This window comes from Akkermansiaceae bacterium (genome assembly GCA_019634595.1).
Classification (GTDB): domain Bacteria; phylum Verrucomicrobiota; class Verrucomicrobiia; order Verrucomicrobiales; family Akkermansiaceae; genus Luteolibacter.
On the sequence record JAHCBC010000005.1, the window covers coordinates 241,915 to 268,793 of the forward strand.

At 63.3% G+C, this 26,879-nt stretch carries 20 protein-coding genes and 1 pseudogene; 4 read left to right on the forward strand and 17 right to left on the reverse strand.

Translation table 11 applies throughout. The features are described 5' to 3' along the window. Window positions 1-4 precede the first annotated feature (4 nt). From KF712_19030 to carA, 11 genes are all read right to left on the reverse strand, one after another. Window positions 5-1,402: a hypothetical protein gene (locus KF712_19030; GenBank protein MBX3743087.1), complete on the reverse strand. Its 1,398-nt coding sequence runs from the start codon at window positions 1,400-1,402 to the stop codon at window positions 5-7. Next, window positions 1,399-2,424 (reverse strand): hypothetical protein, encoded by a 1,026-nt coding sequence (locus tag KF712_19035; GenBank protein MBX3743088.1) that lies wholly within the window; start codon window positions 2,422-2,424, stop codon window positions 1,399-1,401. Before KF712_19035 ends, KF712_19030 begins: the two co-directional genes overlap by 4 nt. Before the next feature lie 243 nt (window positions 2,425-2,667). Then, window positions 2,668-4,095 carry a HAMP domain-containing protein gene (locus KF712_19040; GenBank protein ID MBX3743089.1) on the reverse strand — a complete coding sequence of 476 codons (1,428 nt, stop codon included), beginning with the start codon at window positions 4,093-4,095 and terminating at the stop codon, window positions 2,668-2,670. A gap of 21 nt (window positions 4,096-4,116) precedes the next feature. Then, a complete protein-coding gene (locus KF712_19045) occupies window positions 4,117-4,767 on the reverse strand; it encodes a response regulator transcription factor (GenBank protein MBX3743090.1) in 651 nt (216 codons plus the stop codon). A gap of 83 nt (window positions 4,768-4,850) precedes the next feature. After that, entirely contained in the window at window positions 4,851-6,065 is a 1,215-nt protein-coding gene (locus KF712_19050) for an ABC transporter permease (protein ID MBX3743091.1), read from the reverse strand. A 9-nt stretch (window positions 6,066-6,074) separates the two neighbouring features. Then, entirely contained in the window at window positions 6,075-6,782 is a 708-nt protein-coding gene (locus tag KF712_19055) for an ABC transporter ATP-binding protein (GenBank protein MBX3743092.1), read from the reverse strand. Further along, entirely contained in the window at window positions 6,779-8,092 is a 1,314-nt protein-coding gene (locus KF712_19060; GenBank protein MBX3743093.1) for an efflux RND transporter periplasmic adaptor subunit, read from the reverse strand. The genes KF712_19055 and KF712_19060 overlap by 4 nt, the downstream gene beginning before the upstream one ends. A 20-nt stretch (window positions 8,093-8,112) precedes the next feature. Beyond that, window positions 8,113-9,504 carry an efflux transporter outer membrane subunit gene (locus tag KF712_19065; GenBank protein ID MBX3743094.1) on the reverse strand — a complete coding sequence of 464 codons (1,392 nt, stop codon included), beginning with the start codon at window positions 9,502-9,504 and terminating at the stop codon, window positions 8,113-8,115. 71 nt (window positions 9,505-9,575) lie between these two features. Next, entirely contained in the window at window positions 9,576-10,286 is a 711-nt protein-coding gene (locus tag KF712_19070; protein MBX3743095.1) for an isoprenyl transferase, read from the reverse strand. Between the two features lie 112 nt (window positions 10,287-10,398). Next, window positions 10,399-11,667, reverse strand: a complete 1,269-nt coding sequence (locus tag KF712_19075; GenBank protein MBX3743096.1) for an adenylosuccinate synthase — start codon at window positions 11,665-11,667, stop codon at window positions 10,399-10,401. A 109-nt stretch (window positions 11,668-11,776) separates the two neighbouring features. Further along, window positions 11,777-12,925, reverse strand: coding sequence for a glutamine-hydrolyzing carbamoyl-phosphate synthase small subunit (carA, locus tag KF712_19080; GenBank protein MBX3743097.1), 1,149 nt, complete (start codon window positions 12,923-12,925; stop codon window positions 11,777-11,779). Between the two features lie 190 nt (window positions 12,926-13,115). Between carA and KF712_19085 the strand changes: the two genes are divergently transcribed. Then, window positions 13,116-13,445, forward strand: a complete 330-nt coding sequence (locus tag KF712_19085; GenBank protein ID MBX3743098.1) for a hypothetical protein — start codon at window positions 13,116-13,118, stop codon at window positions 13,443-13,445. Between the two features lie 52 nt (window positions 13,446-13,497). Here the strand turns inward: KF712_19085 and KF712_19090 are convergent, their stop codons facing one another. Next, window positions 13,498-14,349 (reverse strand): hypothetical protein, encoded by an 852-nt coding sequence (locus KF712_19090; GenBank protein MBX3743099.1) that lies wholly within the window; start codon window positions 14,347-14,349, stop codon window positions 13,498-13,500. Window positions 14,350-14,535: 186 nt separating this feature from the next. On the opposite strand from KF712_19090, the gene KF712_19095 reads away from it, so the two are divergent. Both KF712_19095 and KF712_19100 read left to right on the forward strand, forming a co-directional pair. Further along, entirely contained in the window at window positions 14,536-15,201 is a 666-nt protein-coding gene (locus tag KF712_19095) for a DUF1080 domain-containing protein (protein ID MBX3743100.1), read from the forward strand. Continuing rightward, window positions 15,198-15,773, forward strand: coding sequence for a DUF1287 domain-containing protein (locus KF712_19100; protein MBX3743101.1), 576 nt, complete (start codon window positions 15,198-15,200; stop codon window positions 15,771-15,773). Before KF712_19095 ends, KF712_19100 begins: the two co-directional genes overlap by 4 nt. Before the next feature lie 251 nt (window positions 15,774-16,024). On the opposite strand, the gene bioB is transcribed toward KF712_19100, so the two are convergent. The 4 genes and pseudogenes from bioB to KF712_19120 form a co-directional block, all read right to left on the reverse strand. Next, window positions 16,025-17,035 (reverse strand): biotin synthase BioB, encoded by a 1,011-nt coding sequence (gene bioB / locus KF712_19105; protein MBX3743102.1) that lies wholly within the window; start codon window positions 17,033-17,035, stop codon window positions 16,025-16,027. A 55-nt stretch (window positions 17,036-17,090) separates the two neighbouring features. Beyond that, a complete protein-coding gene (locus tag KF712_19110) occupies window positions 17,091-17,774 on the reverse strand; it encodes a hypothetical protein (GenBank protein MBX3743103.1) in 684 nt (227 codons plus the stop codon). A 101-nt stretch (window positions 17,775-17,875) separates the two neighbouring features. Beyond that, window positions 17,876-19,911 (reverse strand): annotated as a pseudogene (gene tpiA, locus KF712_19115) (triose-phosphate isomerase). A gap of 85 nt (window positions 19,912-19,996) precedes the next feature. Further along, complete coding sequence (locus KF712_19120; protein MBX3743104.1) at window positions 19,997-22,723, reverse strand: hypothetical protein; 2,727 nt, start codon at window positions 22,721-22,723, stop codon at window positions 19,997-19,999. 350 nt (window positions 22,724-23,073) lie between these two features. On the opposite strand from KF712_19120, the gene KF712_19125 reads away from it, so the two are divergent. Next, window positions 23,074-24,303 carry a S41 family peptidase gene (locus tag KF712_19125; GenBank protein ID MBX3743105.1) on the forward strand — a complete coding sequence of 410 codons (1,230 nt, stop codon included), beginning with the start codon at window positions 23,074-23,076 and terminating at the stop codon, window positions 24,301-24,303. Between the two features lie 72 nt (window positions 24,304-24,375). Here KF712_19125 and KF712_19130 read toward each other — a convergent pair whose 3' ends face one another. Further along, window positions 24,376-26,766 (reverse strand): hypothetical protein, encoded by a 2,391-nt coding sequence (locus tag KF712_19130; GenBank protein MBX3743106.1) that lies wholly within the window; start codon window positions 26,764-26,766, stop codon window positions 24,376-24,378. Window positions 26,767-26,879 lie beyond the last annotated feature (113 nt).

Below are 26,879 nucleotides of genomic sequence, written 5' to 3' on the forward strand. Positions count from 1 at the left end.
AGCCCTACCGCTCCTCCATGATCCGCTTCATTTCCTCCGGTGGCAGGTTGCCGAACACCTTGTCCCGCAGCTCGGGCCTGTCCCGCAGGACCTCGATGGTCTGGCGGATGAACTTGTCCCGCTGCGGGCCGGGGTGGTCGCCGATCCACTTTTGGAAGGCCTCCAGTTGCTGCGGGGATTCCGCCACCCCCCATGTGATCTGCGGTCGGCCGAATGATGTTCCTCTTTCCCCGTCCACGAATCCGACCAACTCACGGATGTAGGCATCGAGGTTCGCTCCTTGGATCGAGCCATCCGCCAGCGGCCCGAGGAAGGCCGGAAAATCCCCCGGCATGCGGAAAAGCATGGCCGAACGGAAGGCGTCCGCCTGCAGGGAGTCCGGCAGCTTGGCGATCATGTTCACTGCTTTTGCCGCGGGTCCATAGAGGCATGCGGCGGTCCCCAGTCCCCGCGCGGCGTCCACTCCCTGGGTGGTGCCTTCCATGGCAACCACATGGGCGATCGCCGTCTCCGGTGATTTGTTGTAGAGGCTTCCCAGCAGGCTGTTGATGCCGCTGTGGGAGGTGACTCCCATCTCCCCGGCCAACCACTTCATCTGCCCCAGGATGGTCCCGGCGGAGTCCGCCTGCATGGCGAACAGGGTGACATGCTGCCTGACGTGGGAAGGGGCGTTGCGGACGTATTCCATCGCCGCCTGCGGGTCCTTCGCCCGCAGATGATGGAGCATCATCGGCAGCACCACGTTCTGGTATTCCGCGTTCAGGGACTCCGCCCAGCGGATTGCCGCCGCCGGGTCTTCCTTCGCCAGCGCCTCAGCGAACGTCTTCGCCATCCCTGCGGACACCCCACCCACCGGGCAGCGGTTGAGCCAGTGGCTGACCTCCTGCGGGTCCAGTTGCCGGAGTTCATCCAGCCGGTCGATCCTGGTGTGGAGCGTGATGTCATGACCCATGACGCCCTCGATCCGTCCCACCCAGCGCAACGCCACCAGCGGATGCGTTTGGAAAAGTTCCTGCACCTGCCGGGGAAAGAACTGGCTCCTCCCTTCGTAGCCGAACCTTCCGGGCAGCAGCAGCGCCGCCTGGAAAGCCGCATCCGGATTTGCCGCGATCCATGCGTTGAAGAACGCTTCCACGATCTCCCGTGACGGCTGCGGGTCCGCCTTGAGCAGGGCTTGGAAAAATCCCCGTGGGTCCGTGGTCGCGGCTGCGGCGGCATCGGCGGCGGTGATGCCATCCAGATCATGCGCCTCCTTTCCGGGATTGGAGTTAACGCCGGACCGGGCGGTAGCGACGGATGGTGCGGCACTCGCTTTTCCTTTGCTGGGGGGAAGGGGGATCACCGCTCCCAAAAGGCAGCCCGCAGCCAGGGTGATGGTCATGAATTTCGCGGTGGCTTTCATGGTTCCTTCTTCAGCTTGCCGGATGGTTGCGCCCCCACTCGCCGGATGGTTTCCGATCTCAGCGCCTCATCGGCAATAGTCGCCGCCCATTCGGTCGCCGTGGCCGGGTCCGCCGGGGCCAGACGTGTGACCAACGCACCGATGGCCGCGTCCTTGTCCGGTCCGGTGGGAAGCTTCGTGATCCATTCGGAGGCCAGATCCGGATTCCTGTCGGACCACTCCAGGACGGCCTGCCTCAGGCACTCCTTCCGCAGTTCCGGATCCTTGGTGGCCAGCACCGCCTTCACCGCCGAAACGGGATCCGCCAACCGGAAAGTATCCGCTCCGTTGGCCCAGGATTTCATCAGCCCCGCCACCGCCTCGCTGCGGTGCGCGGATGGAGGCAGTTCTGCGATCATTTCCAGACACGCCTCCGGTGCCCGCGCTCCAAAACCGGCGGCCTTCTTTCCCAACAGCTCCGCACGCTCGTCCGGCTTCTGTTGCTCCAGCAGCCGCATCCGCTGCTCCAGCGGCAGTTCGGAAAAAAGGGCCTCCCGGGCGGTGCGAGCTTCCGGTCCATCACCGAGGTTGAATGACAGGGCAATGCTGCGGTCCGCATCCTCCCGGGCCAGGCGGGGCGATATCGCCTGGAAAACCAGAGCCGCGATGCGTCCGTCTTTCTGGCGGGTGAGCCAATCCAGCAGCAGATCGTGGTGCGGATTCCGGATGGCCTTCACGAATCTCCCGGCCAGCTCCGCGGCCAACCCACGGTCTTCCATCGAGTCGATGTGCGCCATCATCCCGGCGGGGTCCGTTTCCATCCATCGCTCCAGCCTTCCTTCAGTGTCCTTGGAGAGCAGGGCGGTGATGTCTTCCTTCATCACAGACGCCTCACGTTCCCTGACGGTGGCGGCGTGCGCCTGCTCCGCCGCAGGCTGATGCGGTGCCATGGCCAGACGGATGGCGACCACCACCGCGGCACCGGCTGCACCCAAGGCACCGCCCCAGATGATCTTCCACAGGCGTTGGTTCGAAAGGTGCATCGCACCTATCTGGATAACCGGCCTGCCCCGTCAGGACAACGGGTTTAGTGTAAATTCGGATTTACAGAAGCAAGGGCAGGGACCGCATTCCATGCGGTCAGGCGGTGAAGATTTCCATTATCCCGCGATTCCGCTTCTGGAACGATTTTCCTGCCTTCGCGAAAGGGGGATCAATAGGAGAGTCGGTCATCCTGCGGCATATGCCATTGCCCCCGCCGGACCGCATGGAATGCGGTCCCTGCCTCAACCCTTCGGCAGCGACACCCGGAACACCGTGCCTTCGCCGGGTGCGCTGGTGACATCGATGGTGCCCTCATGATTGTCCACGATGGCTTTCACGATGGCCAATCCCAATCCGGAATGCCCGCCGGTCGCGGCGCGTGCCGGATCGACCCGGTAGAAGCGGTCGAACAGGTGGGGAAGATGCTCCGGAGCGATGCCCTTGCCGGTGTCAGCCACATCGAGCAAGGCCCTGTCAGCGTCACCGGAAACACGGACCGTGACACTGCCGCCGGGATCCTGGTGATGGATCGCGTTCGACAGCAGGTTGACCACCACCATCGAAAGGGATCTCGCATCGCCGGGGATGGAGATTTCATCAAGCCAGGCCTCGATCCGGATCTGTCGCTCATCGGCCAGCGGGCGGAGGAGTTTCACCGCGTCCGATGCGATGGTGGTCAGATCGCAGGACTCCTTGGTGAGCGTGGAGGAGTTTCCGTCCTGCCGGGCGAGCACCAGCAGGGACTCCACCAGGGAGCGCATGCGTTCCGCCGCATCACGCGTGGTGGAGAGGATGTCGCGGTATTCCTCCGCGGGGCGGTCACGCTTCAGGCCGCGGGAGGTTTCGGAAAGGATGACCGTCAGGGGCGTGCGCAGTTCATGGGAGGCGTCCGCGGTGAACTGCCGCTGCTGGTGGATGGCGGACTCCAGCCGGTCAAAGGTGTCATTGAGAACCCGGCTGAGACGGCCCAGCTCGTTATCCGTGTCGGAAATGTCGATCCGTTCCGACACATTCCCGTTGGTGATGCGGGAGGCGGTGCGGCTGATCTTTTCGATGGGGCGGATCGCCCGACCGGACAGCCACCATCCACCGAGCAGGCCGAAAAGCCACAGCCCCGCACCCAGTCCGCTGATCTGCAGTGCCATCGTCCGCAGGTCCGCGATGTCCGGCGAAATGTCCCGTCCCACGATGCCATTGAAACCACGCGGGCCGCGCCGGATCACCTCACGGGTCAGGCCGTGGTCCGTCCGTTTTGCCCGGTCGTCGATCTCCTCGCGCGTGGGCCGGACGAGATCTGCCGGTGCGTTCGCGGAGCGGAACAGCACGTTGCCCTCATGATCCCAGTAGCCGAGATAGACACTCTCCGTCGCGTTCGGATCGAACAATCCGCGCATGAAATGGGGCAGGTCGCTGGCGGTGTTCAGCCCTGCCAGCAGCGCCCGGATGTCCTCCGTGGTGGGAGGGCTGTCAGGCTTGGAGTCCGTGGCCTTTTCCCACACCCGGCGCATGAAGGACCGCTCGAAGTTCTCCAGCTCCCGCCCCACCCGCTCCGCGCGGTCCTCCGCGGCCAGCCGGTAGGCGAGCAGGCACAGCGCCGTGATCACCACGCCCAGGATGAGCGCGTGCCAGAGCTGGACACGCCAGCGCAGGGAATGGAGGAAACCGATCAAGAGCGTTCAGGGATGGGAATGTCACTCGATGGCATAGCCATGGCCGCGCCGGGTGACGATGAAATCATGGCCGAGTTTTTTGCGGACGTTCGACACGTGGACATCGAGGAGGTTGGAGAGAGTATCGTCATCCTCGTCGAAGAGGTGTTCATAAAGCTCGCTGCGTGAGATGACCTTCGGCCGGTGGCGGGCCAGGTATTCCACCAGGGCATACTCACGCGGCGTGAGGGAGGCTGCTTCACCGGACAGGGAAACGGTGCGCGCCGCGGTGTCGATGGTGACATCCCCGATCTCAAGCAGGTTGCTGACCTGTCCGCTGTTGCGGCGGATCAGCGCGCGGATCCTTGCCAGTAACTCTTCCCCGTCAAAGGGCTTCGTCAGGTAGTCATCCGCCCCCGCATCCAGGCCGCGGATGCGGTCCGGGATGGCATCCCGCGCGGTGAGCATGAGAACCGGCGTGGTATTGTCCGGGCGCAGTTGCCGCAGTACCTCCCACCCGTCGAAAACGGGCAGCATCCCGTCGAGGATGATGCAGTCATAGGCGTTCGATCCGGCTTTGAAGAGTCCGTCCTCGCCATCGCTGGCGGTGTCCACGGCGTAGTTCTCCTCGCGCAGGCCGGTGGCGAGGCTGCGCTGGAGCAGGGGATCGTCTTCGATGAGGAGGAGGCGCATGGGTGGATGGTTGAGAGCGGAGAGTTGAGTGTTGGGAGTTGGAAAGGATCTCTTTCCCTCAACTCTCAACCAACAACCTCCAACTATTCATGTCTGAGTGCTTCAATGGGATCCAGGGCGGCGGCCCGTCTCGCGGGCATGAAGCCGAACAGGATGCCGACGGCGGCGGAGAAGATGAAGGCGATCACGTTGATCTTCGGGTCGAACAGGAACGGCACCTCGATCAATTTCGAAAGCCACACGCACAGGCCGAAGGCCAGGCTGATGCCGACCACGCCGCCGAAGGAGGAAAGGGTGATGGCTTCCACCAGGAACTGCAGCAACACCTCCCGCGCGCGCGCGCCGATGGCCAGACGGATGCCGATTTCCCGCGTCCGCTCCGTCACGGAGACGAGCATGATGTTCATGATGCCGATGCCACCGACCAACAGGCTGACTCCCGCCACCGCACCCAGCAGGGTGGTCATCACCTTGGTGGTGGAACTGAGCGTCTCCGCGATCTGGCGGGTGTCCATGACGTTGAAGTTGTCGTCCTCATGGGGGGACAGGTTCCGCCGCTCCCGCATGAGGGCGGAGACTTCGTTGATGATCCCTTCCGTGGACGCCCCGTCCTCGCCGGAGATCATGATCTGGTCGATGGACTTCAACGAGGCCGCTCCCTTGATCCGGCGTGCGAAGGTGGTGAGCGGGATCAGGATGGTGTCATCCTGGTCCTGGCCGAAGCCGGTCTGGCCTTTCACCCCCAGCACGCCGATCACCTGGATGGACGCGTCCTTGATCCTCATGCGCTGGCCGATGGGATCCTCATTGCCGAACAGCTCCCGCTTGACGGTCTGGCCGATGACGCAGACGGCCCGCCCTTCCGCGATGTCCGTCTCATCGAACAACCGTCCTTCCGCCAGCTTCCATTTCCCGATGCTGAAGTACTCCGGATAGGTTCCTGACGTCCGGGTGGTGCGCGCCTTGTCGAGATACTGCGTGCTGAAGGAGGCTTCATCGATGGGCGCGACCGCGCGGATACCGCCGACCTGCTCGCTGATGATCTTCGCGTCCTCCACGCTGAACTGCGGGACACCCGGCCCGCCACCCCGCCCGAAGCCCATGCCGGGACGGAGAACGAGAAGGTTGCTGCCGAGGTTGGAAACCTGTGCTTTGACCGTCTCCGTCGCACCGCGGCCGAGGGTCACCATGGTGATGACCGCCGCGACGCCGATCACGATGCCCAGCACGGTGAGGAACGCCCGCATCAGGTTGCGGCGGATCTCCCGGAGGGCGATGAGGAAGGTGTTGAAAAACATGGCGGAGGATCACTTTGAGATGTCGGATTCGATCAGGCCGTCTTTGACCCGGATGATGCGCTTCGCGTAGGCCGCGACCTCATCCTCGTGGGTGACCATGATGATGGTGATGCCGCGCTCCTCGTTCAGGTTGCGGAGGAGCTGCATGATCTCGACGGTGGTGGTGGAATCCAGGTTGCCCGTGGGTTCGTCCGCGAACAGCGTGCCCGGTTCCGTGACGATGGCGCGGGCGATGGCCACCCGCTGCTGCTGGCCGCCGGAAAGTTCGGCGGGCGTGTTCTTGTACTTCGACTCCAGTCCTACGATCTTGAGCGCCTGGTGCGCCTTCTCATGGCGTTCCTTTCTCGGCACCCCGCGGTAGAGCATGGGCAGCTCCACATTCTCCAGCGCGGAGGTGCGGGCCAGCAGGTTGAACCCCTGGAAGATGAAGCCGAGCGCGTGGCGGCGGAGCAGCGAACGCTCATCCGAACCGAGCGTCTCCACGGCGATGCCATTGAAGTTGTAGCGCCCGGAGGTGGGGACATCCAGGCAGCCGAGGATGTTCATGAGCGTGGATTTTCCCGAGCCGGAGGGGCCCATCACCGCGAGGAACTGCCCCGCCGGGATGTCCAGATCCACCCCGCGCAAGGCCTGGAAAGCGGCGTCACCCTGACCGTAGGTCTTGGTGAGCTTGCGGAGTTCGATCGCCCCGCTGTGGCTTGGCGAGGGCTGGCTCATGGAGTGGTCGGCGCGATGATCTGGCGGATGATGATCTCATCCCCCTCCTTCAGCTTGTCGGTGATGATCTCCGTCCGGCGGCCGTCGGTGAGACCGGTCTTTACGGTCACCTGCTCCGGCTCGCCATTGGAAAGGATCCAGATCTGTGCCTGGTCGGATTTTCCGCCTCCTTCTCCTTCTCGGCCGCCGCCCGGACGCCCGCTGCCACGGCGGCGCGGGAATTGGAAGGTGATGGACTGCATGAAGGTCTTCTTTTGCTGGGGTGCGGCGGATTTCTCGTTCGGGTCCTGGGGGCGGAAGCGCAGTGCGGTGGTCGGGACGAGAAGCACCTGCTCCCGCTTGGCAACGTCGATGGTGGCGGTCGCCGTCATGCCGGGGCGGAGGGTCAGATCGTCGTTGGTGACTTCCAGCTCCGCCTGATAGGTGACGATGTTGTCGAGGATGGTGGAACCGTAGGAAATTTTCTTCACCTTGGCGTTGTAGGTGCGGCCCGGCCACGCCACGACGGTGAAGGACGCGCTCTGCCCGCCCTCGACCTGGCCGACGTCGGCTTCCGCCACCGCCACCAGCAGTTCCATCTTCCGCAGGTCTTCCGCGATGACGAACAGCTCGGGAGCGTTGAAGGATGCGGCAACCGTCTGCCCCACCTCCAGCGAGCGGGTCAGCACCACGCCGTTCACCGGGGATTTGATGATGGCCTTGGAAAGGTCGCTTTCGTTGGCGAGGAGGTCGGCCTTCGCTCCGGCGACGGCGGCGTTGACGTTCTCGAGGTCGGACTTCGCCCGGTCCGCCGCGGCGATGGCGGTTTCCATCTCCGCTTTGGATGGAGTCCTGCCACCGGACAGTTTGTGCAGTTCCTCCAGCCGTTCAAGATTCGCGGCGGACTCGCGCACCGTGGCCTGGGATTGCTGGACGCGGGCTTCCGCGGCGGCGAGCGTGGCGCGCGTTTTCTCCGTCTGCTGGCTGAGCTTGCGGGTGTCCAGCTTCGCGATGTCCTGCCCTTTCGTGACTTCGTCGTTGGTATCGACATAGACCGCTTCGCAGATGCCGGACAGTTCCGAGCTGACGGTGACCTTGTTGATGGGCTGCAGGTTGCCGGTCGCGGTGATGCCGAGGGCAATGTTGCCGCGCTTCAGTGGCTCGGTGACAAAGACGGGCTTCCCTTCATCAGCGGCTGACTTCGCACGGTAGTAGAGGAAGCCGCCGATCACCGCGATGAGAACGAGGATGATGGCGATCCATTTCCGCACCGGCTTCGGGCGGCCGCTGTGGACGATGGTGGCGAGGTCTTTGGAGGACTCGGATTTCATGGGAGAGTGGTGTGGGGAAATTACTTCGACCAGCCGCCGCCCAGCGCCTTGTAGAGCTGGATGTAGGCGATCGCGCGGTCGGCCTGGGAGGAGATCACGCTTTCCTCCAGGCTGAGGAGGGTGCGCTGGGAATCGAGCACGGTGAGGATGTCGGTGACACCGGCCTCGTATCTCTGCTGGGAAAGATTCGCGGCGGATCTGGCGGACGTTTCCGCCTCCCGCAGGGTGTCCAGCCGCTCGGCGGATTTCCGGCAGGCGATGAGGGAGTCCTCCACTTCCGAAAGGGCGGTCAGGACGTTGGAACGGTAGGTCTGCACCGCCTGTTCCTCGAAGGCCTTGTTCGCGGCGATCTGCGCTCGGATGCGCCCCGCGTCGAAGATGGGGCTGGTGATCCCGGCGGCCAGTCCGGCGCTGGCGGTCTCCGGATTGAACAGCTTGCCGGAGGTGATGGTGTTCAGGCCGAGAGAACCGGAAAGGTTCAGCGAAGGATACTTCTGCGCCTCCGCGGAGCGGACGCTGGCGGCGGCGGCCAGCAACTGGTAGCCCGCCACACGGACGTCCGGGCGTTGGCGGATGGTGTCGGCGGGGATCCCGATGGCGAGGGACTTCTGCGGGTTCGGAACGGCTTTGCGTCCGGAGTTGAGCAGTCCGTCGAGGGAGCCGGGGTTCTTTCCGGCCAGCCGGTTGATCAGGTTGCGGGTCTGCGCGGAGGATTGCTCCAGGGACGGGATGGAGGCGCGTGCCTGCTGCAGGCTGGTGAGTGCCTGGTCCGCTTCGAGCGTGTCGATGAGACCGGCCTGTTGGCGGAACTTCGCCAGGTTGTAGGTTTCCTCGCGGCTTCCCAGGCTGGCCCTGACGGTGGCGAGCCGGGACTCCAGCGAGCGCAGCGTCACGTAGGAGATTGCCATTTCCGAGGCGATGGCCGCCTGCACGGAGTTATAATTTTCTTCCGTGGCACCCAGATTGGCGGCGGCGGTCTGGAGCTGGCTGCGGAGCCTGCCGAACAGATCGATCTCCCATGACGCGCTGAGACCGGTGGAGAATGAATTCGAGGTGGTGCCGATGCTGTTGTTGCTCGCCGCGTTATAGTTGGTGCCGGCGGATCCGCTGAGGCTCGGGAAAAGGGCGGACCGCTGTGCGTCGAAATTCGCACGCGACTCACGGATGCGGGCCGATGCGGTGGCCATGTCCGGGCTGTTCTCCAGGGCCGTGCCCACCAGACGGTTCAGCACAGGGTCGTTGAACTTCGTCCACCAGCGGGAGAGGTCGCGGGAAGGGGAGGCGACGGGGAATCCTCCGGCATTCTTCCAGTCCGCGGGCAGGGGCTGGTCGGCATTCAGGCCGGTGTGGGAAGCACAACCAGCGGCCAACAGCGCGGCGAGGGGGAGGATCAGCAGTCGGGCGGATTTCATCGGCGGATGGCGTGAAACTATCCTCCGCTACCTTTAGGAAAGGTGAAGATCACCTACAGAGGGGGGATTTCTCAGAGCGCGCCGAAACGCCGGTGGCGGGATTGGTACTCCTTCACCGAATCGAAGAGGTCCCCCTGGCGGAAGTCGGGCCAGAATTTTTTCACGATCACGATCTCCGCGTAGCTGATCTGCCACAGCAGGAAATTCGAAACCCGCAGCTCGCCCGAGGTACGCACCAGCAGGTCAGGATCCGGGATGCCGGCGGTCTGGAGGCGTGAGGAAAACGCCTCCGCATTGATCGCCTCCGGCGAAATTTTTCCGGCCAGCGCATCTTCGGCGAGCGCCCTGGCGGCGGCGACGATTTCCTCCCTCGCTCCGTAGGAAAGAGCCAGCACCAGCGTCATCGAGCGATGCCCGGCGGTCCTTGCGATGATCCTGTCCAGACGCTCGCGCGTCTTCGGCGGCAGCCGGTCGAGCTGGCCGATGGCCTGCAGGCGCACCTTCTGCTTGTCCAGTTCCTTCGCCTGTTCGTCGAGGAAGCGGTCCAACAGGTTCATCAACGCCTGCACCTCATCCTCCGGGCGGTTCCAGTTTTCCGAGGAAAAAGCATAGAGCGTGAGATACTCCACGCCCAGTTCCTTGCACGCCTCCATCACCTCTCGGATGGACTCCGCTCCGGCGCGGTGGCCTTCCCGCCGCGGCAGGCCCCGCTCCTTCGCCCAGCGCCCGTTGCCATCCATGATGATGGCGATGTGGCGGGGGATGTCCGGATGCTGGGGCATGGATTGGCTCGGCGGATTCTCGGTGAGTGTGGCGGATTTCACGGGGAAAGGGAAACCAACACTTGTGGCGGGATGATGAAGACGGCGTTCGTTTTCCGCGAAATCAGAGCTGTCAGACCACCAGCGTCTGCACCCGGTCCGGTCCGACGCCGACGAAGGCCAGCGGCGCGCCGCAAAGCTCCGACAGGCGGGAGAGGTAGGCCTTCGCGTTCGCGGGCAGATCCTCGTAACGGGTGGTGGAGGTGGTGTCGCTCAGCCAGCCGGGCAGCGTTTCATAGACCGGCTTCGCCTTATCCCATGCGGAACGGTCGGCGGGAGGAAGCTCATGGACCACGCCGTCGATCTCGTAGCCGGTGCAGATCTGGAGCGTCTCGTATTCGTCCAGACCGTCCACGTTCGTCACGGCCAGACCGGTGACGCCGTTCACCATGCAGGCGAAGCGGAGCAACACGGTGTCCAGCCAGCCGCAGCCGCGCGGACGTCCGGAAACGACACCGAACTCACGGCCCAAGCCATGCAGGTATTCGGAAAGCCCTTCATCGACCGTCGGGAACGGACCGGAACCGACCCGTGTGGTGTAGGCCTTGCACACGCCCACCACGCGCTGGATGGCGTTCGGTGGCAGGCCGGAGCCGGTGCAGGAACCACCGGAGGTCGTGTTCGAGGAGGTGACGAACGGGTAGGTGCCGTAGTCGATGTCCAGCAGCGTGCCCTGCGCGCCTTCGAAAAGGACGGTCTTTCCTTCCTTCCATGCTTTGTGCAGCACGGGGATGGTGTTGGTCACGTGCGGACGCAGGCGCTCGAACGCCGCATAGACTTCCGTGATCACCTGTTCGGCGGTGAACTGCGGCAGGTCGTATTTCGCGAGGACTTCGTTCACTTCCGCAACCCGGCGCGTGACCTGGGCGATGGTGAATTCCTTGTCGAGCAGGTCCGCGATGCGCAGGCCGCAGCGGTTCACCTTGTCCGCATACGTCGGGCCGATGCCACGCTTCGTCGTGCCGATCTTCTGGTCGCCCAGCGCGATCTCACGGGCTGCATCCAGTTCCTTGTGGAAGGGGAGGACGACGTGCGCACGGTCGGAAATGAGAAGCTTCTCCGGGGTGATGGACACGCCCTGGCCTTCGTTGCGCTCGATCTCAGCGACCAAGCCCACCGGATCAACGACGACGCCGTTGCCGATGACGTTCGTCTTGCCATCCCACAGGATGCCGGAAGGAAGCAGGTTCAGGATGTAGCGGACGCCTTTGGCGATGACGGTGTGGCCGGCGTTGTTCCCGCCCTGGCCGCGCACGACCACGTCAGCGGTTTCCGTCAGGTAATCGACGACTTTGCCTTTTCCTTCGTCTCCCCACTGGAGACCTACGACGATGGTGTTCATACGGATTGGAGAATTTGAACCGCGAATGGACGCGGATTCACGCTAATGAAGAGGGTTGTTGTGAGGAGAGGACGATGTGTTCCCACTCCGGGGCATTTTGCGGACGGTTCTACTTCTTCGATTCGTCGATGAGCGCGGAGAACTCCTCGAAAAAGTAGGCGGCGTCATTCGGGCCGGGGGCGGCTTCCGGGTGGTACTGCACGCTGAAGACGGGGTGGGTCTTGTGGCGCATGCCTTCCACGGTGCCGTCGTTCAGGTTGATGTGGGTCACTTCCACATCGTCCGGCAGGGAATCCGGGTCCACGGCGAAGCCATGGTTCTGGGAGGTGATGGAAATCCTCCCGCTGCGCAGGTCTTTCACCGGCTGGTTGCCGCCGCGGTGGCCGAACTTCAGCTTGAAGGTGGTGCCGCCGAAGGCGTGGGCGAGGAGTTGGTTCCCCAGGCAGATGCCGAAGATGGGCTTCTTGCCGATGAGTTGCTTCAGTTCCTCATGGATGTAGCCGAGGGCCGCCGGATCCCCGGGGCCGTTGGAAAGGAAGACGCCGTCCGGATTCTTCGCCAGCACTTCGGATGCCGGGGTGGTCGAGGAAACGACCTCCACCTCGAAACCGGCCTGCCGCAGGCGGCGGAGGATGTTGTACTTCAGGCCGAAGTCATACGCGACGATGCGGTGCTTCACCGGTGGCAGGTCCGCGTAGGGACCGCTGATCTCGGCGAGAGCGTTCGGCAGGATCCACTCGCGGGATTCCGCTGTCCAGTCGTAGGCCTCCGCAGTGGAGACTTCCTTCACGTAGTCGGACCCGGCCATGGATGGCGCGGCCTTCGCGGCGGCGATGGCGGCTTCCTTGTCCAGTTCGGTCGTCAGGCAGGCCTGCATCGCACCGCGGGAGCGCAGGTGCTTGGTAAGCGCGCGGGTGTCGATGTCCTCGATGCCCAGCACGCCGTGCTCGGCGAGCCATTCGGAAAGCGGCTTGTGGGAGCGCCAGTTTGACGGTACTTCGCAGAGTTCCCCGATGACAAATCCCCGGATGTGTGGCCCGTTGGACTCGTCGTCCTCCAGGTTGATCCCGTAGTTCCCGATCTGCGGATAGGTCATCGACACGATCTGGCCGCGGTAGGACGGATCGGTGATGACTTCCTGATACCCCGACATCGAGGTGTTGAAACAAATTTCCCCGGTGGTGGTTCCGGTGGCTCCGAACGCGGTTCCTTCGAAACAGCGTCCGTCTTCCAAGGCGAGAATAGCGGATTTCGGCACGGCGGGGCGGAGGCTAGGTGGGGGGGCGGAACGATGCAAGAGAATGCTTGGCCTCACCGTATCATCCCGCGCAATGACCTCTCACACGGATGCATTTGCTGAAGATTTTAATTGCGACGCAGTCTCAAAATGCTACGGTCGGCCCGTGAGCAATGGTTGCCCGAGCAATGAACCAGCCCGCTTTTGGCGTGTGAGCGCCGCAAAGGTGGTGGAGGAGCTTTTCCGGACGACTCCGGAAGCTGCTTGGAATGACCTGCTCGATCTGCGCGGCCTCCTCATTCACGGCACCGACTGGGAGGAAGTCCTTGAGTGCTTCCTCGGTTGCCGCCGGAAGCTGGAGGAGGACCACTATCTCCCGTTCTACCGTCTCCGGAAAATCCTCGCCTCCCACCTCCAGTTGGAGCACGACGGTGCTTCCCTTGAGACACTTCTCCGCCAGCGGGACTTCAGTTTCCGCAAATGGCAGCGCAATGCCCTGCGCAAGGGCAAACCGGCGCGCATTCTCGAAGGTGTTTCCTGAGGACCGCGGCTGTGGGGCAGCCCGGACTCTTCAGCGGGCAACGTGACCCCGGTCAAACCGTTCTCCGCCGAAGACACACGAGGGCGAGGCCGGGAACCAACAGAAGGGTCGTCCCGGGTTCGGGAACAAGGATGCTCTCGAACGTCGTGGCCACGCGGATGTCGGAAAAGCTGCCGCCTTGCGGTTGGGTGGCGTTCAGGGTCGTGATGATCCCCAAGCTGACATTGGCGGCGACGGTGTTGGACCCCAGGGAACTGCCACCGTTCCAGATGAAATTCTGGCCGGTGATCTGGACATCGGGAGCGCCCAGTGCGCCCTGTCCTGCGCCCAGGTCGGGATCGATCCAGAGATGGTAGATGTCGTCGTTGGTATTGGATCCCTGGGCCATCCGGACCAGCAGGGTGTGGGCGGAGGTGCCCGGAGTGGTGGTGGAAAGGACCTGGCCGTTCAGGGTCGCGCCGGATGCCCCGGTCGCCAGGAATGCCTTTCCGCCGTCGATTCCGAAAATAATCCTCTGCCCTGCGGCCCCTGAGTCGCGGTGGAGGGGAATGGAGACGAATGCCGCCTGCATCGTATCGGTGGAAATCGTCGCCATGGTCCAGAATTCCTGGTGGAGGGCGGTGGAGTCAGGTGTGGAGGCGACGGTGAACTGGGCGTATTTCGAGATCGGGGTGGTCGATGTCGTCTGGGTGCGGGCGAAGGAGAGGAGGCTGCCATTGGCGGAAAATGTCCCGTAGCTGTCATTGGTGGCGGTCCATGTTCCGGAGACATTTGGTCCTGTCGCCGTCCTGCCGTGGATGGAGCCGGACGGATAGCTGGAGAAATCCTGGTGGAGGAGTACCGTCGCTTCACAAACGGCGGAACCCAGGCACAAAAGGCCTGTGATGAATGCGGGGGCTTTCATGGGGTTTCATGTTTGTATGATGTCCCGGTGCCACCATACAACCCTGAAATCCCGTCGCTTCGGACAGGGCGCCATTTTTTCCGGAATGGATGTCACCGGAGGAGCGGAACGCCCGATCGTTCCTTGAAACAGATGGGCGCTGCCCGTAGTAGAGAGGTAACGCAACAGCCCATCACCTCCCATCCTATGAAATCCACGTTCCTCGCACTTCTTTTCCTTCCCACGCTCGCTTCCGCCGAACCGCTTTTCAACGGCAGGGATCTCAGCGGCTGGACGCCTGATGTTCCCTCGGCCGACGGCAAGCCGGAGACGCCTCCGAGCTTCATCGTCCGCGACGGCCTGCTCGTCAGCAAAGGGGATCCGAAGGGCCACCTCGTCAGCGACAAGTCCTACTCCGACTACAAGCTGGAGGTGGAGTACCGCTTCCCCGGCAAGGGCGGGAACTGCGGCGTGCTCATCCATGCCTCGGAGCCGCGGAATCTTTACCAGATGTTCCCGAAGTCCATCGAGGTGCAGATGAACTCCGGCGACGCGGGGGACTTCTGGTGCATCGGTGAAAACATCGAGGTGCCGGACATGGAGAAGCGCCGCCCGCGGAAGGAAGGCCAGAACTTCGGCGGCGGTCCGGCCGATGCCCGCCGCATCCTCAACCTCAACGACGGAGCCGAGAAACCGCTGGGTGAATGGAACACCATGATCATCGAGTGCAAGGGCGACGAGGTGATCGTCCACGTCAACGGCGTCCTTGTGAACCATGGCTCGAAAAGCACCGCATCCTCCGGCAAGCTCGCGCTCCAGGCGGAGGGAACGGAAGTGGAATTCCGGAAGCTGGAGCTGACATCCCTCAAATGATCCGCGCCGCATTATGCTGCTGGCTGCTTGCTCTCGTCCCGCTGCACGCGCAGGTGGGGGATAAGATCGTCGGGGCGGCGCGCAAGCAGATCGGGGTCACGCTGACCTATGACCCTGCCTACACGTCGCTCTCCTATCCCAATGGCGACGTGCCGCGGGAGAAAGGGGTCTGTACGGATGTGGTGATCCGTGCCCTGCGGGATGGTCTTTCGCAGGATCTCCAGAAGCTGGTCCACGAGGACATGAAAGCGAACTTCGGCAGCTATCCGAAGAACTGGGGGCTGAGCCGCACCGACCGCAACATCGACCACCGGCGTGTGCCCAATCTGCGGAAATACTTCGAACGGAAGGGATATGGCATCAGGCTGGCCTCACCCGTGGACTACGCCGCGTTCCAACCCGGTGATCTGGTCACCTGCACCGTGCCGCCACATTTGCCGCACATCATGATCGTGAGTGATAAGAAAACCGCCGATGGTAGGCCGCTGGTCATACATAACATCGGTGGCGGTGCGAGGGAGGAGGACGTGCTGGCGGCCTATCCTCTCACCGGCCACTACCGCTGGAAGTAAGGAGAAGTAAGGAGGGAGGACACTCCTGTCCTCCGACGGCATTGGCGAATCAGAGAAAATTCACCGCCAAGACGCCAAGCTCGCCAAGAAAGAGTATGGAACTCTTCAAATTCGCCAGACTCGTGGTCAGCCTCTTCCTTTCCCTGAAAACCAAGAACTGAAAACTTCTCCTCCTTCTTCCGCCAATGCCGCCGGAGGACAGGAATGGGAGCGAAGCGGACATAGCGGCTCTGCCGCAATGTCCTCCCTCCTCAGCAACAACCCGCCCCCGCACACGCAGGGCTGGCGGGCAGTCCGCAGTCGGCCTCCGGGGCTTCCAGCGACGGATTCGGGGCGAGCGTCGAGAGGCCGAGCTTGGCGAGCAGCGCACGGTCCTTCTCCACGGACGGATTCTTCGCGGTGAGCAGCTTGTCTCCGTAGAAGATGGAGTTGGCGCCGGCGAAGAAGCACATCGCCTGTGTTTCATCGGAAAGGCGGGTGCGGCCTGCGGAAAGACGGACTTTCGCCTTCGGAATGGCGATGCGGGTGACGGCGATCATCCGGACGAGGTCGAACGGATCGACCTGGGGATTCTCCGCCAGCGGCGTGCCCGGCATCGGCATCAGGGAGTTGATCGGCACGCTTTCCGGTTGCGGGTTGAAGCTGGAAATGACCTCCAGCATCCGCAGGCGGTCGGTGATCGTTTCCCCGAGACCCAGGATGCCACCACAGCAGACGGACATGCCGGCGTCCTGCACGTTGCGGATGGTCCGCAGGCGGTCGTCGTAGGTATGGCTGGAAACGATGTTCGGGTAATGTTCCGGGGAGGTGTCCAGGTTGTGGTTGTAGGCGGTGACACCCGCCTCACGCAGGCGGACCGCTTCCTCCGGGCCGAGTTCGCCGAGGGTGACGCAGACCTCCATGCCGAGGGTGGAAACGTCCTTGATGATGTCCAGCACCTGCTCGAAGCGCTGGGTGCCGCCGCGGACACCGCGCCAGGCAGCGCCCATGCAGAAGCGGGTGGAGCCTGTCTCACGGGCGGCGCGCGCGCGTTCCATGATCTGCTCCTTCTCCATCAGCCGTTCGATCTGGACGCCGGAGTTGTAGCGGGCGGACTGGGCGCAGTAGGAACAGTCCTCGGAACAACCGCCGGTCTTGATGGAGAGGAGCGTGCAGAGCTGGACTTCGGCGTCCGGCCAGTTGGCCTCATGCACCTTCCGGGAACGCTGGATGAGTTCGAAGAAGGGAAGGTCGTAGAGTGCCTGGAGTTCGGAGAGAATCATGTGGGAGAGTGAAAAATGGGAAAGGGAAGGGGGATATGCCGGTCTTGGTATCGGGTCAGCGTGCCCAGCCGCCATCGATGAGTGGCATTTTCCCCTGGCCAACGGAAGTGTAGAGCGTCTTGCCCCTGGCACCCTCCAGAGGGATGCCCACGGTGTTCCTCCACACCCTGGTCATGCTTTCGCCGGTATGGCAGCCCCAGCTCTTGCAGTAGGCGTTTTTCGAGAAAACGGAGGACTTGATCTTCGGCAGATCCCGCTCATGCAGCCAGGCGGTGGACGCCGCCATGATGTCACTGCCGTAGTCGAGCATGAAGGCGTGGCGGTTCGAGTGGCCGAAGTAGTCGAAGGTCTGGACGGAACCGCGCGGACGGGAGTTGATGGCGCGGATGAGGTCCCCGGTGGTGTTCACCCAGATCAGGGTGACGCGCCGCTTCGCCGCCTGCTCGTTGATCCAGGTGGTGTAGGGCTTTCCGTCCTCCCGGCCACGGGCCTGGTAGCTCCTCTGGTGGACCATCCATACGATGGCTGCGTCCGATCCGTAGGCCTGCCGGACCTCCGCCATGCGGAGGGTGGCCGCGCGGATGAAGTTCGCCCACCAGCGGTCGTGCTGGTCATCCGGCACCCGCAGGTTCTCCCACTTTCTCAGGGATGGACCGCCGGATACGATGACGTGCTCCGCGCTGGCGATGCCGGAAAGGAGCAGGAACAACAGGGCGGCGAGCCGTGCGAAGAGTCTCATGGCGGGGAAGGTAGAAGGTCCGGATGCCTGAGACAAATGAAAAACCCGGTTCGTGGGAACCGGGTCCTTTGAACTTCATACGCTCCGGTGGCGTCGGCCGGTCAGGCGGACTGGGTGCCGTTCCGGACGATTTCAAAGAAGCTCTGCGGCTCCAGCGAGGCACCGCCGATGAGGGCACCGTCGATGTCAGGGCAGGCCATCAGTTCCGCGGCGTTGTTCGGCTTCACGCTGCCGCCATACTGGATGCGGATCTTGCCGGCGGCGTCCGCGCCGTACAGCTCGGAAATCACCGACCGGACGAAGGCGTGGGCCTCCTGCGCCTGCTGGGAGGTGGCGGTGACGCCGGTGCCGATCGCCCAGACGGGCTCATAGGCGACGACGATTTCCGCCAGGTCCTTTTCGGAGACATCCTTCAGGCCACCGGTGATCTGGGTGCGGAGCACTTCCTCCAGCTTGCCGGCCTCACGCTCGGCGAGGGTTTCACCGATGCAGAAGATCGGCTTCAGGTTCGCTTCGCGCGCCTTCTTGATCTTCGCGTTGATGACGGCGTCCGTCTCACCGAAGATGGAGCGGCGCTCGCTGTGGCCGAGGATCACGTAGTGCACGAAGAACTCGCGCAGCATCAGCACGCTCACCTCACCGGTGTAGGCGCCGGAGTCATACTCGGAGCAATTCTGCGCCGCGATCTGGATGGCGTGGGCGTTCTGGACGGCGGTGGCCGTGTGGAGCTGGTCCGCCAGCTTCGCCAGCGACACGAACGGCGGCGCGATCACGATCTCACTGTTGAAATTCGAACCCTGGAGCTTGGAGAGCAGGCTCTTCACGAAGTCCTCCGTTTCCGAAGGTCCTTTGTTCATTTTCCAGTTGGCGGCGAAGATCGGCTTGCGGTTCATATCGTTGGGATCGGGTGTTTTGACGTAAAAGCTGGCAGGTAATTCAATCAAGCGTCGGAAAGTGCGGCCACGCCAGGGAGCACCTTGCCTTCGAGGAGTTCGAGGGAGGCGCCACCGCCGGTCGAGATGAAGGTCATCTTGTCATCCAGGCCGAACTTGTTGACCGCGGTGACGGAATCTCCGCCACCGACGATGGTGGTGCCGGTGTTGGCGGCCATCGCTTCCGCAACGGCCTTGGTCCCCTTGGCGAAGCTGTCGAGTTCGAACACGCCCATCGGGCCGTTCCAGATGATGGTCTTGGCCTTGGCGACCTCCGCGACGAACTCGTCCACGGCCACGTCACCGATGTCGATGCCTTCCCAGCCGTCCGGGGTTTCGCCACCCTGTTCGTAGGGCTGGGTGCTCTTGGTTTCGGCACCTTCCTTGAACTCCTGCGTGATGCGGGTGTCGGCGGGGAGGAGGAACTTCACGCCCTTCGCCTTCGCGTTGGCGAGGATCTCAAGCGCGAGGTCCAGCTTGTCCGCCTCCACGCGGCTGTTGCCGGTGTGGTAGCCCTGGGCCTTGCGGAAGGTGTTCGCCATCGCACCGCCGATGAGGAAGGCGTCGGCCTTTTCCATGAGGGCGTTGATGACCTGGATCTTGTCGGACACCTTCGCTCCGCCCATGATGACGAGGAACGGGCGCTCCGGGTTCTCCAGCTTGCCGACGAGGTATTCCAGCTCGCGGTCGAGCAGGAAGCCGGAAGCGGCCTTCGGGATGAAATGGGTGACACCCTCCGTGGAGGCGTGGGCGCGGTGGGCGGTGCCGAATGCATCGTTCACGAAGATCTCCGCGTTGCCGGCGAGGGCCTTCGCGTAGTCCTTTTCGTTCGCTTCCTCGGCTGGATAAAAGCGGGTGTTTTCCAGAAGCAGGACCTGGCCCGGTTGGAGCGCGGCGCGGAGCGCGGCGGTTTCCTCACCGATGCTGTCCGGGGCGAGCTTCACTTCCTGACCGAGGATTTCGGAAAGGGCGGCCGCTGCCGGAGCGAGGGAGAACTGGGCGTCCGGTCCGCCCTTCGGACGGCCGAGGTGGGAGCAGAGGACGAGCTTCGCGCCACCTGCGATGAGGTGCTTGATCGATGGCACGGCACCTTGGATGCGGGTGTCGTCGGTGATGGCTCCGTCCTTGAGAGGAACATTGAAGTCCACACGCATGAGGACTTCCTTCGCATTGACGTCGAGATCGCGGATCGAGAGTTTGGCCATGGGCGGGGAATCCCGCCCGAGAGAAGCCCCGCTGTCAAGCCATGCTCATCTCCGGCCCCCAAGAAAGCTCCCGGAATGCGGGAATCTAATCCCCGGGGAACGGATCGGTTGAAAATCGCTCATACTGGCGGCGGATCATTGAGTCCCCGGGTGCGAAATTCGTGGCCAGGATGGACCATTTCACCGCCCCTTTCCTGTCCTTTTTGGCGAAATGGACCTCGGCGAGGGTGTCCAGGTAGGCCGCTTCGTCCGGATTCAGCGCAAGCGCCTTGCGGGACAGCGCTTCCGCCTCCGGCAGGCGGCGTACGGCCCGGGCTGCCAGCCAGGCACTGCCGTTCAGCGTCTGTCCGGAGAGTGGGAAGCGTTCGGCCAGTCCGGACATGACCTTCCAGGACCGCTCGAAATATTGGTCATGTTCCTTGATCAGGCCCGCCTTCCGCAGAGCGGGGAAAAAGTAATCCGCCAGATGGCCCACCCCGGGAAAGAAAGAGTGGCACCGTCCCAGCATTTCGAGACCCCGTTCCCGGTCGCTTTCCATGAGGGACAGACCGTGGGGGAGATCCGCCCGCAGGCGCATGTTCAGGAGAAACTGGGCCTGTGACAGGTCCGTGTCATTGTCATTCGCACGAAGCGCCATTGCTTCCGCAAGCGCGGCGGATTCCTTCCACCGGCCCTGCTCCAGAAGCTGGACGGAGTAGCGGTTGAGGGCATCAAAGGAGTAGCCGCTGATGAGATCCCCATAGGGTTCGGAGGAGGGCGATGATTCGATGGTGTAGCGGGCCAGCCAGATGGCGGATCTTTCCATATCGCCACCGAAGGCATAGGCGTTCGAGATCATGATGGAGGAGCCGGAGTCACCCAGCGACAGCTTTTCGGCCCAGCCATCATGCACCACCGCCTCTTCCTCCCGCCCGGCCCGCCTGAGGCTGGCGGCGAGGTAGGCATGCAGTTCCGGACGCCTCAGCGAAACCTTGTCGCCTTTGTCTCCGGCGATCATCTTCGTGAAAATATCCGCCACCTGCCCCCACTCACCCCGGATGGAGAGGCCCATGAAGCTCTGCGTCTGGAGGGAGGAACTCTGGTCGGCGGCGGGTTGCATGCCCAGCACCTTCAGGGAGGTGGCCATATCCGCGAACCGGCCCTCCGTCCGGGAGAAATCGGATGGGTAGGCGATCCGCTTGAGATACTGCGGCTTCTGGGCGGGTGTTGCTTTTTCGACCGCCTTCCATGCGAGGCCCAGCCAGCGGTCGCGGGTCCGTTTCGGATCCGGGATGACTCCGAACAATCCAAGGAGTCCCTCGAACCGGTCCGCGAAGGTTGCATCCCCGTCCAGCACCTCCTGCCAGTCCCACCACTGGATGGCGACTTCATCCTCGCTGAACGCCAGATTGACCAGCTGGCGCCAGCGTCCCTCATCCTCTCCCGCCCATTTCGTGGCGACCGCCTGTGCCAGGACGGCGGTGTCACACGGGCCGGGGCCGTGATCTCCGGAAAAGAGGGAGGCCAGCAGGATCAGGAAATCGTCCAGATCCGTCTCCGCCATTGAAAGCAGCGGCTTCTCGAAGGCGGAGAGCATCTCCGCTTCGAGGCCCAGTTGGTGGAGGAGGAGAGCCAGTCTCTTCAGTTCCTTTTCCGCCTCGCCGGATTCGTTCTCCGCGCGCTCGTTCTCGAATCTCCTCTGGTTCAGATAGACTCCGAATTTCCCCTCCACCCATCCCTTGAAGTCGGGTGCCTCAGGATCCAGCCCAAACGCGGAAAGCGCTTCATCATACCTTTCGATCGAGGAGTAGTAGTCGATCGTCTGGAGCAACGGAGCCTTGGGCAACGCGGCTTCCGCCAGGTCGGGATAGCCTGCCAGGAAAAGATTCCATGCAGCGCCGGCGCGTGCAGCCCCATCCCGTGAAGTGGTGGCTTCGGAGGACAGTTGCCGGAGGGCGATTCTTGCTTCCTCCTGCCGGTTGGGATCCCACCGGCCTCCGACGATGTCCATGTAGGGTTTTCTCGAGGAGTTTTCACCGTCCTCCTTCATGAGATCCAGCCAGGGCAGGAGGTCACCGTTGAACAACCCCATCGCCGCCGCCAGTTCCGGATCACCCGCTTCCTTCGCCGCAGCCGCCGCGGTGGCGGTGTCACCCGCCACACGGGCCAATGCCACACGCCAGTCCGCCGGTCCGGAGGCCGCCTTCAGGCGTTCTTCCTCCAGTGTTCCATTCGTGCGGTGGAAGCAGGCCAGGGCCATCAGCGACCGGGCATCGCGCGGTGCCAACTCCAGAAATTTCCGCGCTTCATCATCCTTCCCCTGGATGAGCTTTTCCCGTGCCCCGATGATGGCGGCTTCGTAGGCCTGATCCAGCAGTTTCCCCAGGATCACGGGATCCGTTTCAGCGGCATAAAGTTTCAGGATCTGGTGCCATCCCCGTTTCATGGCGATCTTCTTGAAAATATCCGCTTTGTTCCCGGGGAGCGCCTTCTTGTAGTCCTCCACGTGCTGGATCAGCTCCGGGTCCGTGTCCGGCGTGATGAAATGCTCGATGTCCCTGATGAGCTTCGATGCGCGGAACGCCACTTCCGGATCATCTCCTGCGGCGGCTTTCCTCAATTCCCCGAGGATCGGTTCGCCCAGGGTCCAGAGCTTGAGCGTCGCCTTTTCACGCACCCCGAAGTTCTCCGAGGAAAGGTCGGAAATCAGCGCCCTGACGGTTGCCTCCGCAGCGCTCCCCTGGGTGTTGGGGGCGTCTTGGGAGGGAGCGGCTGCAGACAGCACTCCCGTTCCTGCCAGGAACGCGAAGAAGGCGGCGCTGAAGGGATTCATCAGAGCTACATGCTCGTGGATTCCGGGGAGAAATCAACCCCTGAAGGTCAGGGGGAGCGGGGTGGGAAAAGAAAACCGCTGTGCCGTTCTTGGCGCTATGAGCCACGTTCCGTAAGCTCAACAAGTGGGACCGTCCGGACTAGGTGGGTCTTCCTGTGAAGGCATGACCTGATTGGCCGGATTATGATCCCGTGGTAGTGATATCGGTTCGGGCTAGCTGCCAAAATCGAACGCACACAGCAGTCGTTGGACAGAGTAAATCCGATCCCTCCCCCCGCAACCAAAATCTGGTGTTCCATCCGATTGAATTTTTCCCGCGCCAAGCCGGGTGGGCGGTGTTAGAGACGGTCATGAAATGGTGGTGCGGTTTCCTGCTTCTTCCTTCGCTTTCCATCGCCGCCCCGGCGGGTCCGCCGGATGCGGAGGAAGCCGCCTATCCGGCCATCGAAAGGTTCATCCAGGTGCTGGAAGCGGTCAGGAAAAACCATCCGGATACGGATCGGCTGGCTTATGAACGGTTGGTCAACCACGCGCTGGAGGGGATGATGGAAGGGCTGGATCCCTTTTCCTCCTTCATCCACCCGGAAATGGCGGCGTTGATGAAATCGAATGAAAAGCTCGATCCGGAGGTGCCTTCGCTGGGGATGACGCTCGGTCTGCGGGATACCGGCCTCTATGTCATGGCGGTGGCTCCTCCCGGCCCGGCAGGGCGTGCCGGGATCACCACAGGCAGTTCCGTGCTGGAGATCGATGGGCGGCCCACGGAGGGAGGGGAGTTCGAGGATCTGGTCGGAACCCTGCGGAAGAAAGCGGGGGAGACGAGCCGTCTGAAGCTGAAGTCCCCCGAAGAACCGAAGCCCACCGAAGTTTCCCTCGTCCACCGACTGGTGGAGGAGCGGTCCGTTGCCGACGCGAAGATCATCAACAAGGAAAAGGGCACCGGCTATATCAGGCTCGCTTCGTTCGGTGCCGCTTGCGCGAAGGAGATGGAAGTTTCCCTCGATGATCTGGAGGACGCGGGCATGAAGTCACTCATCCTGGATCTCCGTGGCAACGGCGGAGGGGATCTGCATGAAACCGTGAAAATCCTCGGCCTTTTCGTTCCCCCGGACACCACCGTGGTCACCACCCGCAGCCGGAATGAGGCGGAGGAATCGCTCAAGACCCCTTCACGGCAACGCCGGAAGCGGGAGTATCCCATCGCGGTTCTGATCGACCGCATGTCCGCATCCGCGTCCGAACTCACCGCCGGCGCGCTCCAGGACCTCAAGCGGGCGACCATCATCGGGGAGCTGAGCTTCGGCAAAGGTTCCGTGCAGAACATCATCCCGCTGGGGCAGGGAACCGCCATGCGTCTCACCATCGCCACCTATCACACACCCTCCGGGCGCACTCCCCACCGTGTCGGCATCACTCCGGATGTGCCCGTGGCACTGGAGGACATGGACCGCGATAATTTCGAGAAGCGCAACCGCGCGGACTCCCTCGATGAGGCGGAGCGGAAGAAGGTGGAGGCGTGGGGGGATCCCGTGATGAAAAAAGCGGAGGAAGTCCTGCAGAAAGCGGGACAGGCGAAGTAGGAGGCACTTCGCCCGGATCTCCACCGTTCCCGGACCGTAGCCGGGAATCTGGTGAAATGCGGCCAGCCGGGATTACTGCCGTGCCTTGTCGTAGGCGGCCTTCAGTTGGCTCGCTTCGGAAGAGGCGAGGTAGGCGGCGGGGAGCTTCTGTTCGACGGTCGAGCGGGCGCTGAGAGTGTCGTCCTGCAGCTTCCGCAGGGTGGCGGTTTCCCGCTGGATGACAGCCTCGACGGCGGTGGCGGTGGCGGTCAATTCCTCCCTGATCGGTGCGGCGAGATCAGCCTGTGTGAGACGTTCCTGGAGCTTGCCGAGTTCATCACGCTTCGCGGTGATGACGGCGAACTGGGCTTCGAGGGATTTGAGGGCATCCGTGAAGCCGGCGAGTTCGCCTTCGGATTCCTCGGTGGCGGTTTCCGCCTTCGCCGTGGCCTTGATGGCGCTGGCGTTGATGGCGGCGGCGAGCCAGTGCTTCTCCGCGACCTTGATCTGCGGCAGTTCGTTCTTCACCGCTTCCGCAGCGGCGACGGCGGCGGCCGCACCTTTGCCCGCTTCCTCCACGGCCTTGCGCAGGGGAGGGAGGGCGTCTTCCGCGGGTTTGATCCGGGCCTGGGCGACGCCTGCCGTCTTGTTCGCCATCTCAAAGGCGGAGGCAAGCGGGCCTTCCTGGTTGGCGGGGGCATCGAAGGCCTGCTGGAGTTTCACCAGTTGGTCGCCGATCTCGCGGTTCTTCTGCTCCGCGGCGGATAGCGGGGCGGGGTCGCGCTGGTCCTCCGGCAGTGCGGCCAGCGCGGCTCTCTTCGCGTCGGTATCAGCTTGTGCGGCCTTCTTCGCTTCCGCGAGGCGGTTGATTTCCTCCTGCTGCTTCTGGCGCGCGCCTCTGCGGGCGTCCAGTTCCTGCTTCGCCTTGTCCGCGCCCGCCTTGGAGGCCTGGGCGATTTCCCTGGACTGCTTGAGGGTGTTCTCGGCATCGGCGAGCGCCTTCTTGGCGGCTTCCACGGCAGCGGCCTTCTGCTTGGCGGCCGCCTCCGCATCCGCCAGCCGCTGGTTCTGGGTGCCTGCGCGTTCGGCCAGTGTCTTGATGCGGGTTTCGATCGCCGGAGGATTGGCATGGATCTCGCCGAGAGGTTTGCCCTCGGTGGTGTCAAAGGCGCGGATGGTGCCCAGCGCATCGGCCACGAAGGCCTTCTTGCTCTCGACGTCGATGACCACGGAGGTGGGGAGTTTCGGCAACGGGCCGATTTCCTTCAGCAGGTTGAAGTCCGCTTTCCACAGCTTCGCCTTCTTGTCCCGTCCGGCGGTGATGAAAGAGCCGTCGCGGGCGAAGGCGAAGGCGGTCACCCCGCCCGGGTGGGCGTCGATCTTCTTCACCTCGCCGCCGTTGTTCATCTCCCACATGCGGACGGAACCGTCTTCGGAAGCGGAGGCGAGGATGTTGGAGTCAGAGCGGAAGGCGAGGCCGGTGATGCCCGCTTGGTGCGCCCGCAGGGTGTGGAATTCATTTCCACTGTCCGTTTCCCAGACCCACACGCCGCCGTTGCGGTCGCCGCTGGCCAGCAGGACGCCGTCGTTGGAAATGTCCAGCGCCGTGATCCAGTCGGTGTGCTTCTTGATGGAGGTGATCATCTCGCCGTCCTCCGTCTTCCAGAGTTTGAGCAGGCGGGATGGACCGCCGGTGGCGACGATGTCGAAGCCGGGCTTGATGTCGGCGGCGAGGATGGAGTCGAATTCCTTCGCGGCGGAAAGCAGGCGCGAGCCGTTCGTCACGTCAAAGGTCACCGTGATGCCGGACTTGCCGGGGATGCCACCGCCCACGATGAGATAGCGGGCGTCCGGAGTGAAGGCGAGCGAGATGGGGTCACCCTCCGGGAAAGGCAGGATGCCCACCAGTTCCAGGGTGTTCGTATCGTGCAGCAGGATCTGCCGCTGGCCGGTCACCGCGATCAGCGGAGCCCACGGCGAGACCGCCAATGCATGAACCGAGGATGCCTTCGGAGTGATCACCTCCGGCTCCAGCAGGACATGCTGCGGCATCGGCGGCGGGCCATCCGGCTTTTTGGCGGGGTCGGAACCCATGGTGGTCTCGAACTTCGGCTTCGAAGGCTTCTTTGCGGAAGAACTCTTGTTCTCCAGCAGGCCGCCTTCGATCCACTGCTTCAGGACGTCGATCTGCGCACCCGCCATCTTGTCACCTTCAGGCGGCATCTTCGGTTCGACGGACTGGATGACGCAGCCGAGCAGCTTGGAACCGGCGTCCCCTGGCTCAACGATCTTTCCGCCCGAACCACCTTTGAGCGTCGCGCCGTAGGTGGAGAGGTCGAGGCCTCCCCTGGCCTTGTCGGGGTTGTGGCAGTTGAGGCAGGCTTGTTGGAAAACGGGCAGGACGTGATCGTCGAAAGTGACCTTGTCCGCGGCGACGGCGAACGGCGCGGAGAGCATGAGGAGAGTGGCGTGGCGGGAAATCACAGGTCCGAAGCTTTGGGTTGCAGCGGAATACGTGTGGGTAAATCCCGGTTTTTCGTTTATTTTTCAGGTTTGGGGGGCATCCGCTTCCGGCGGACCGGGTGGCGAAGGAGCGG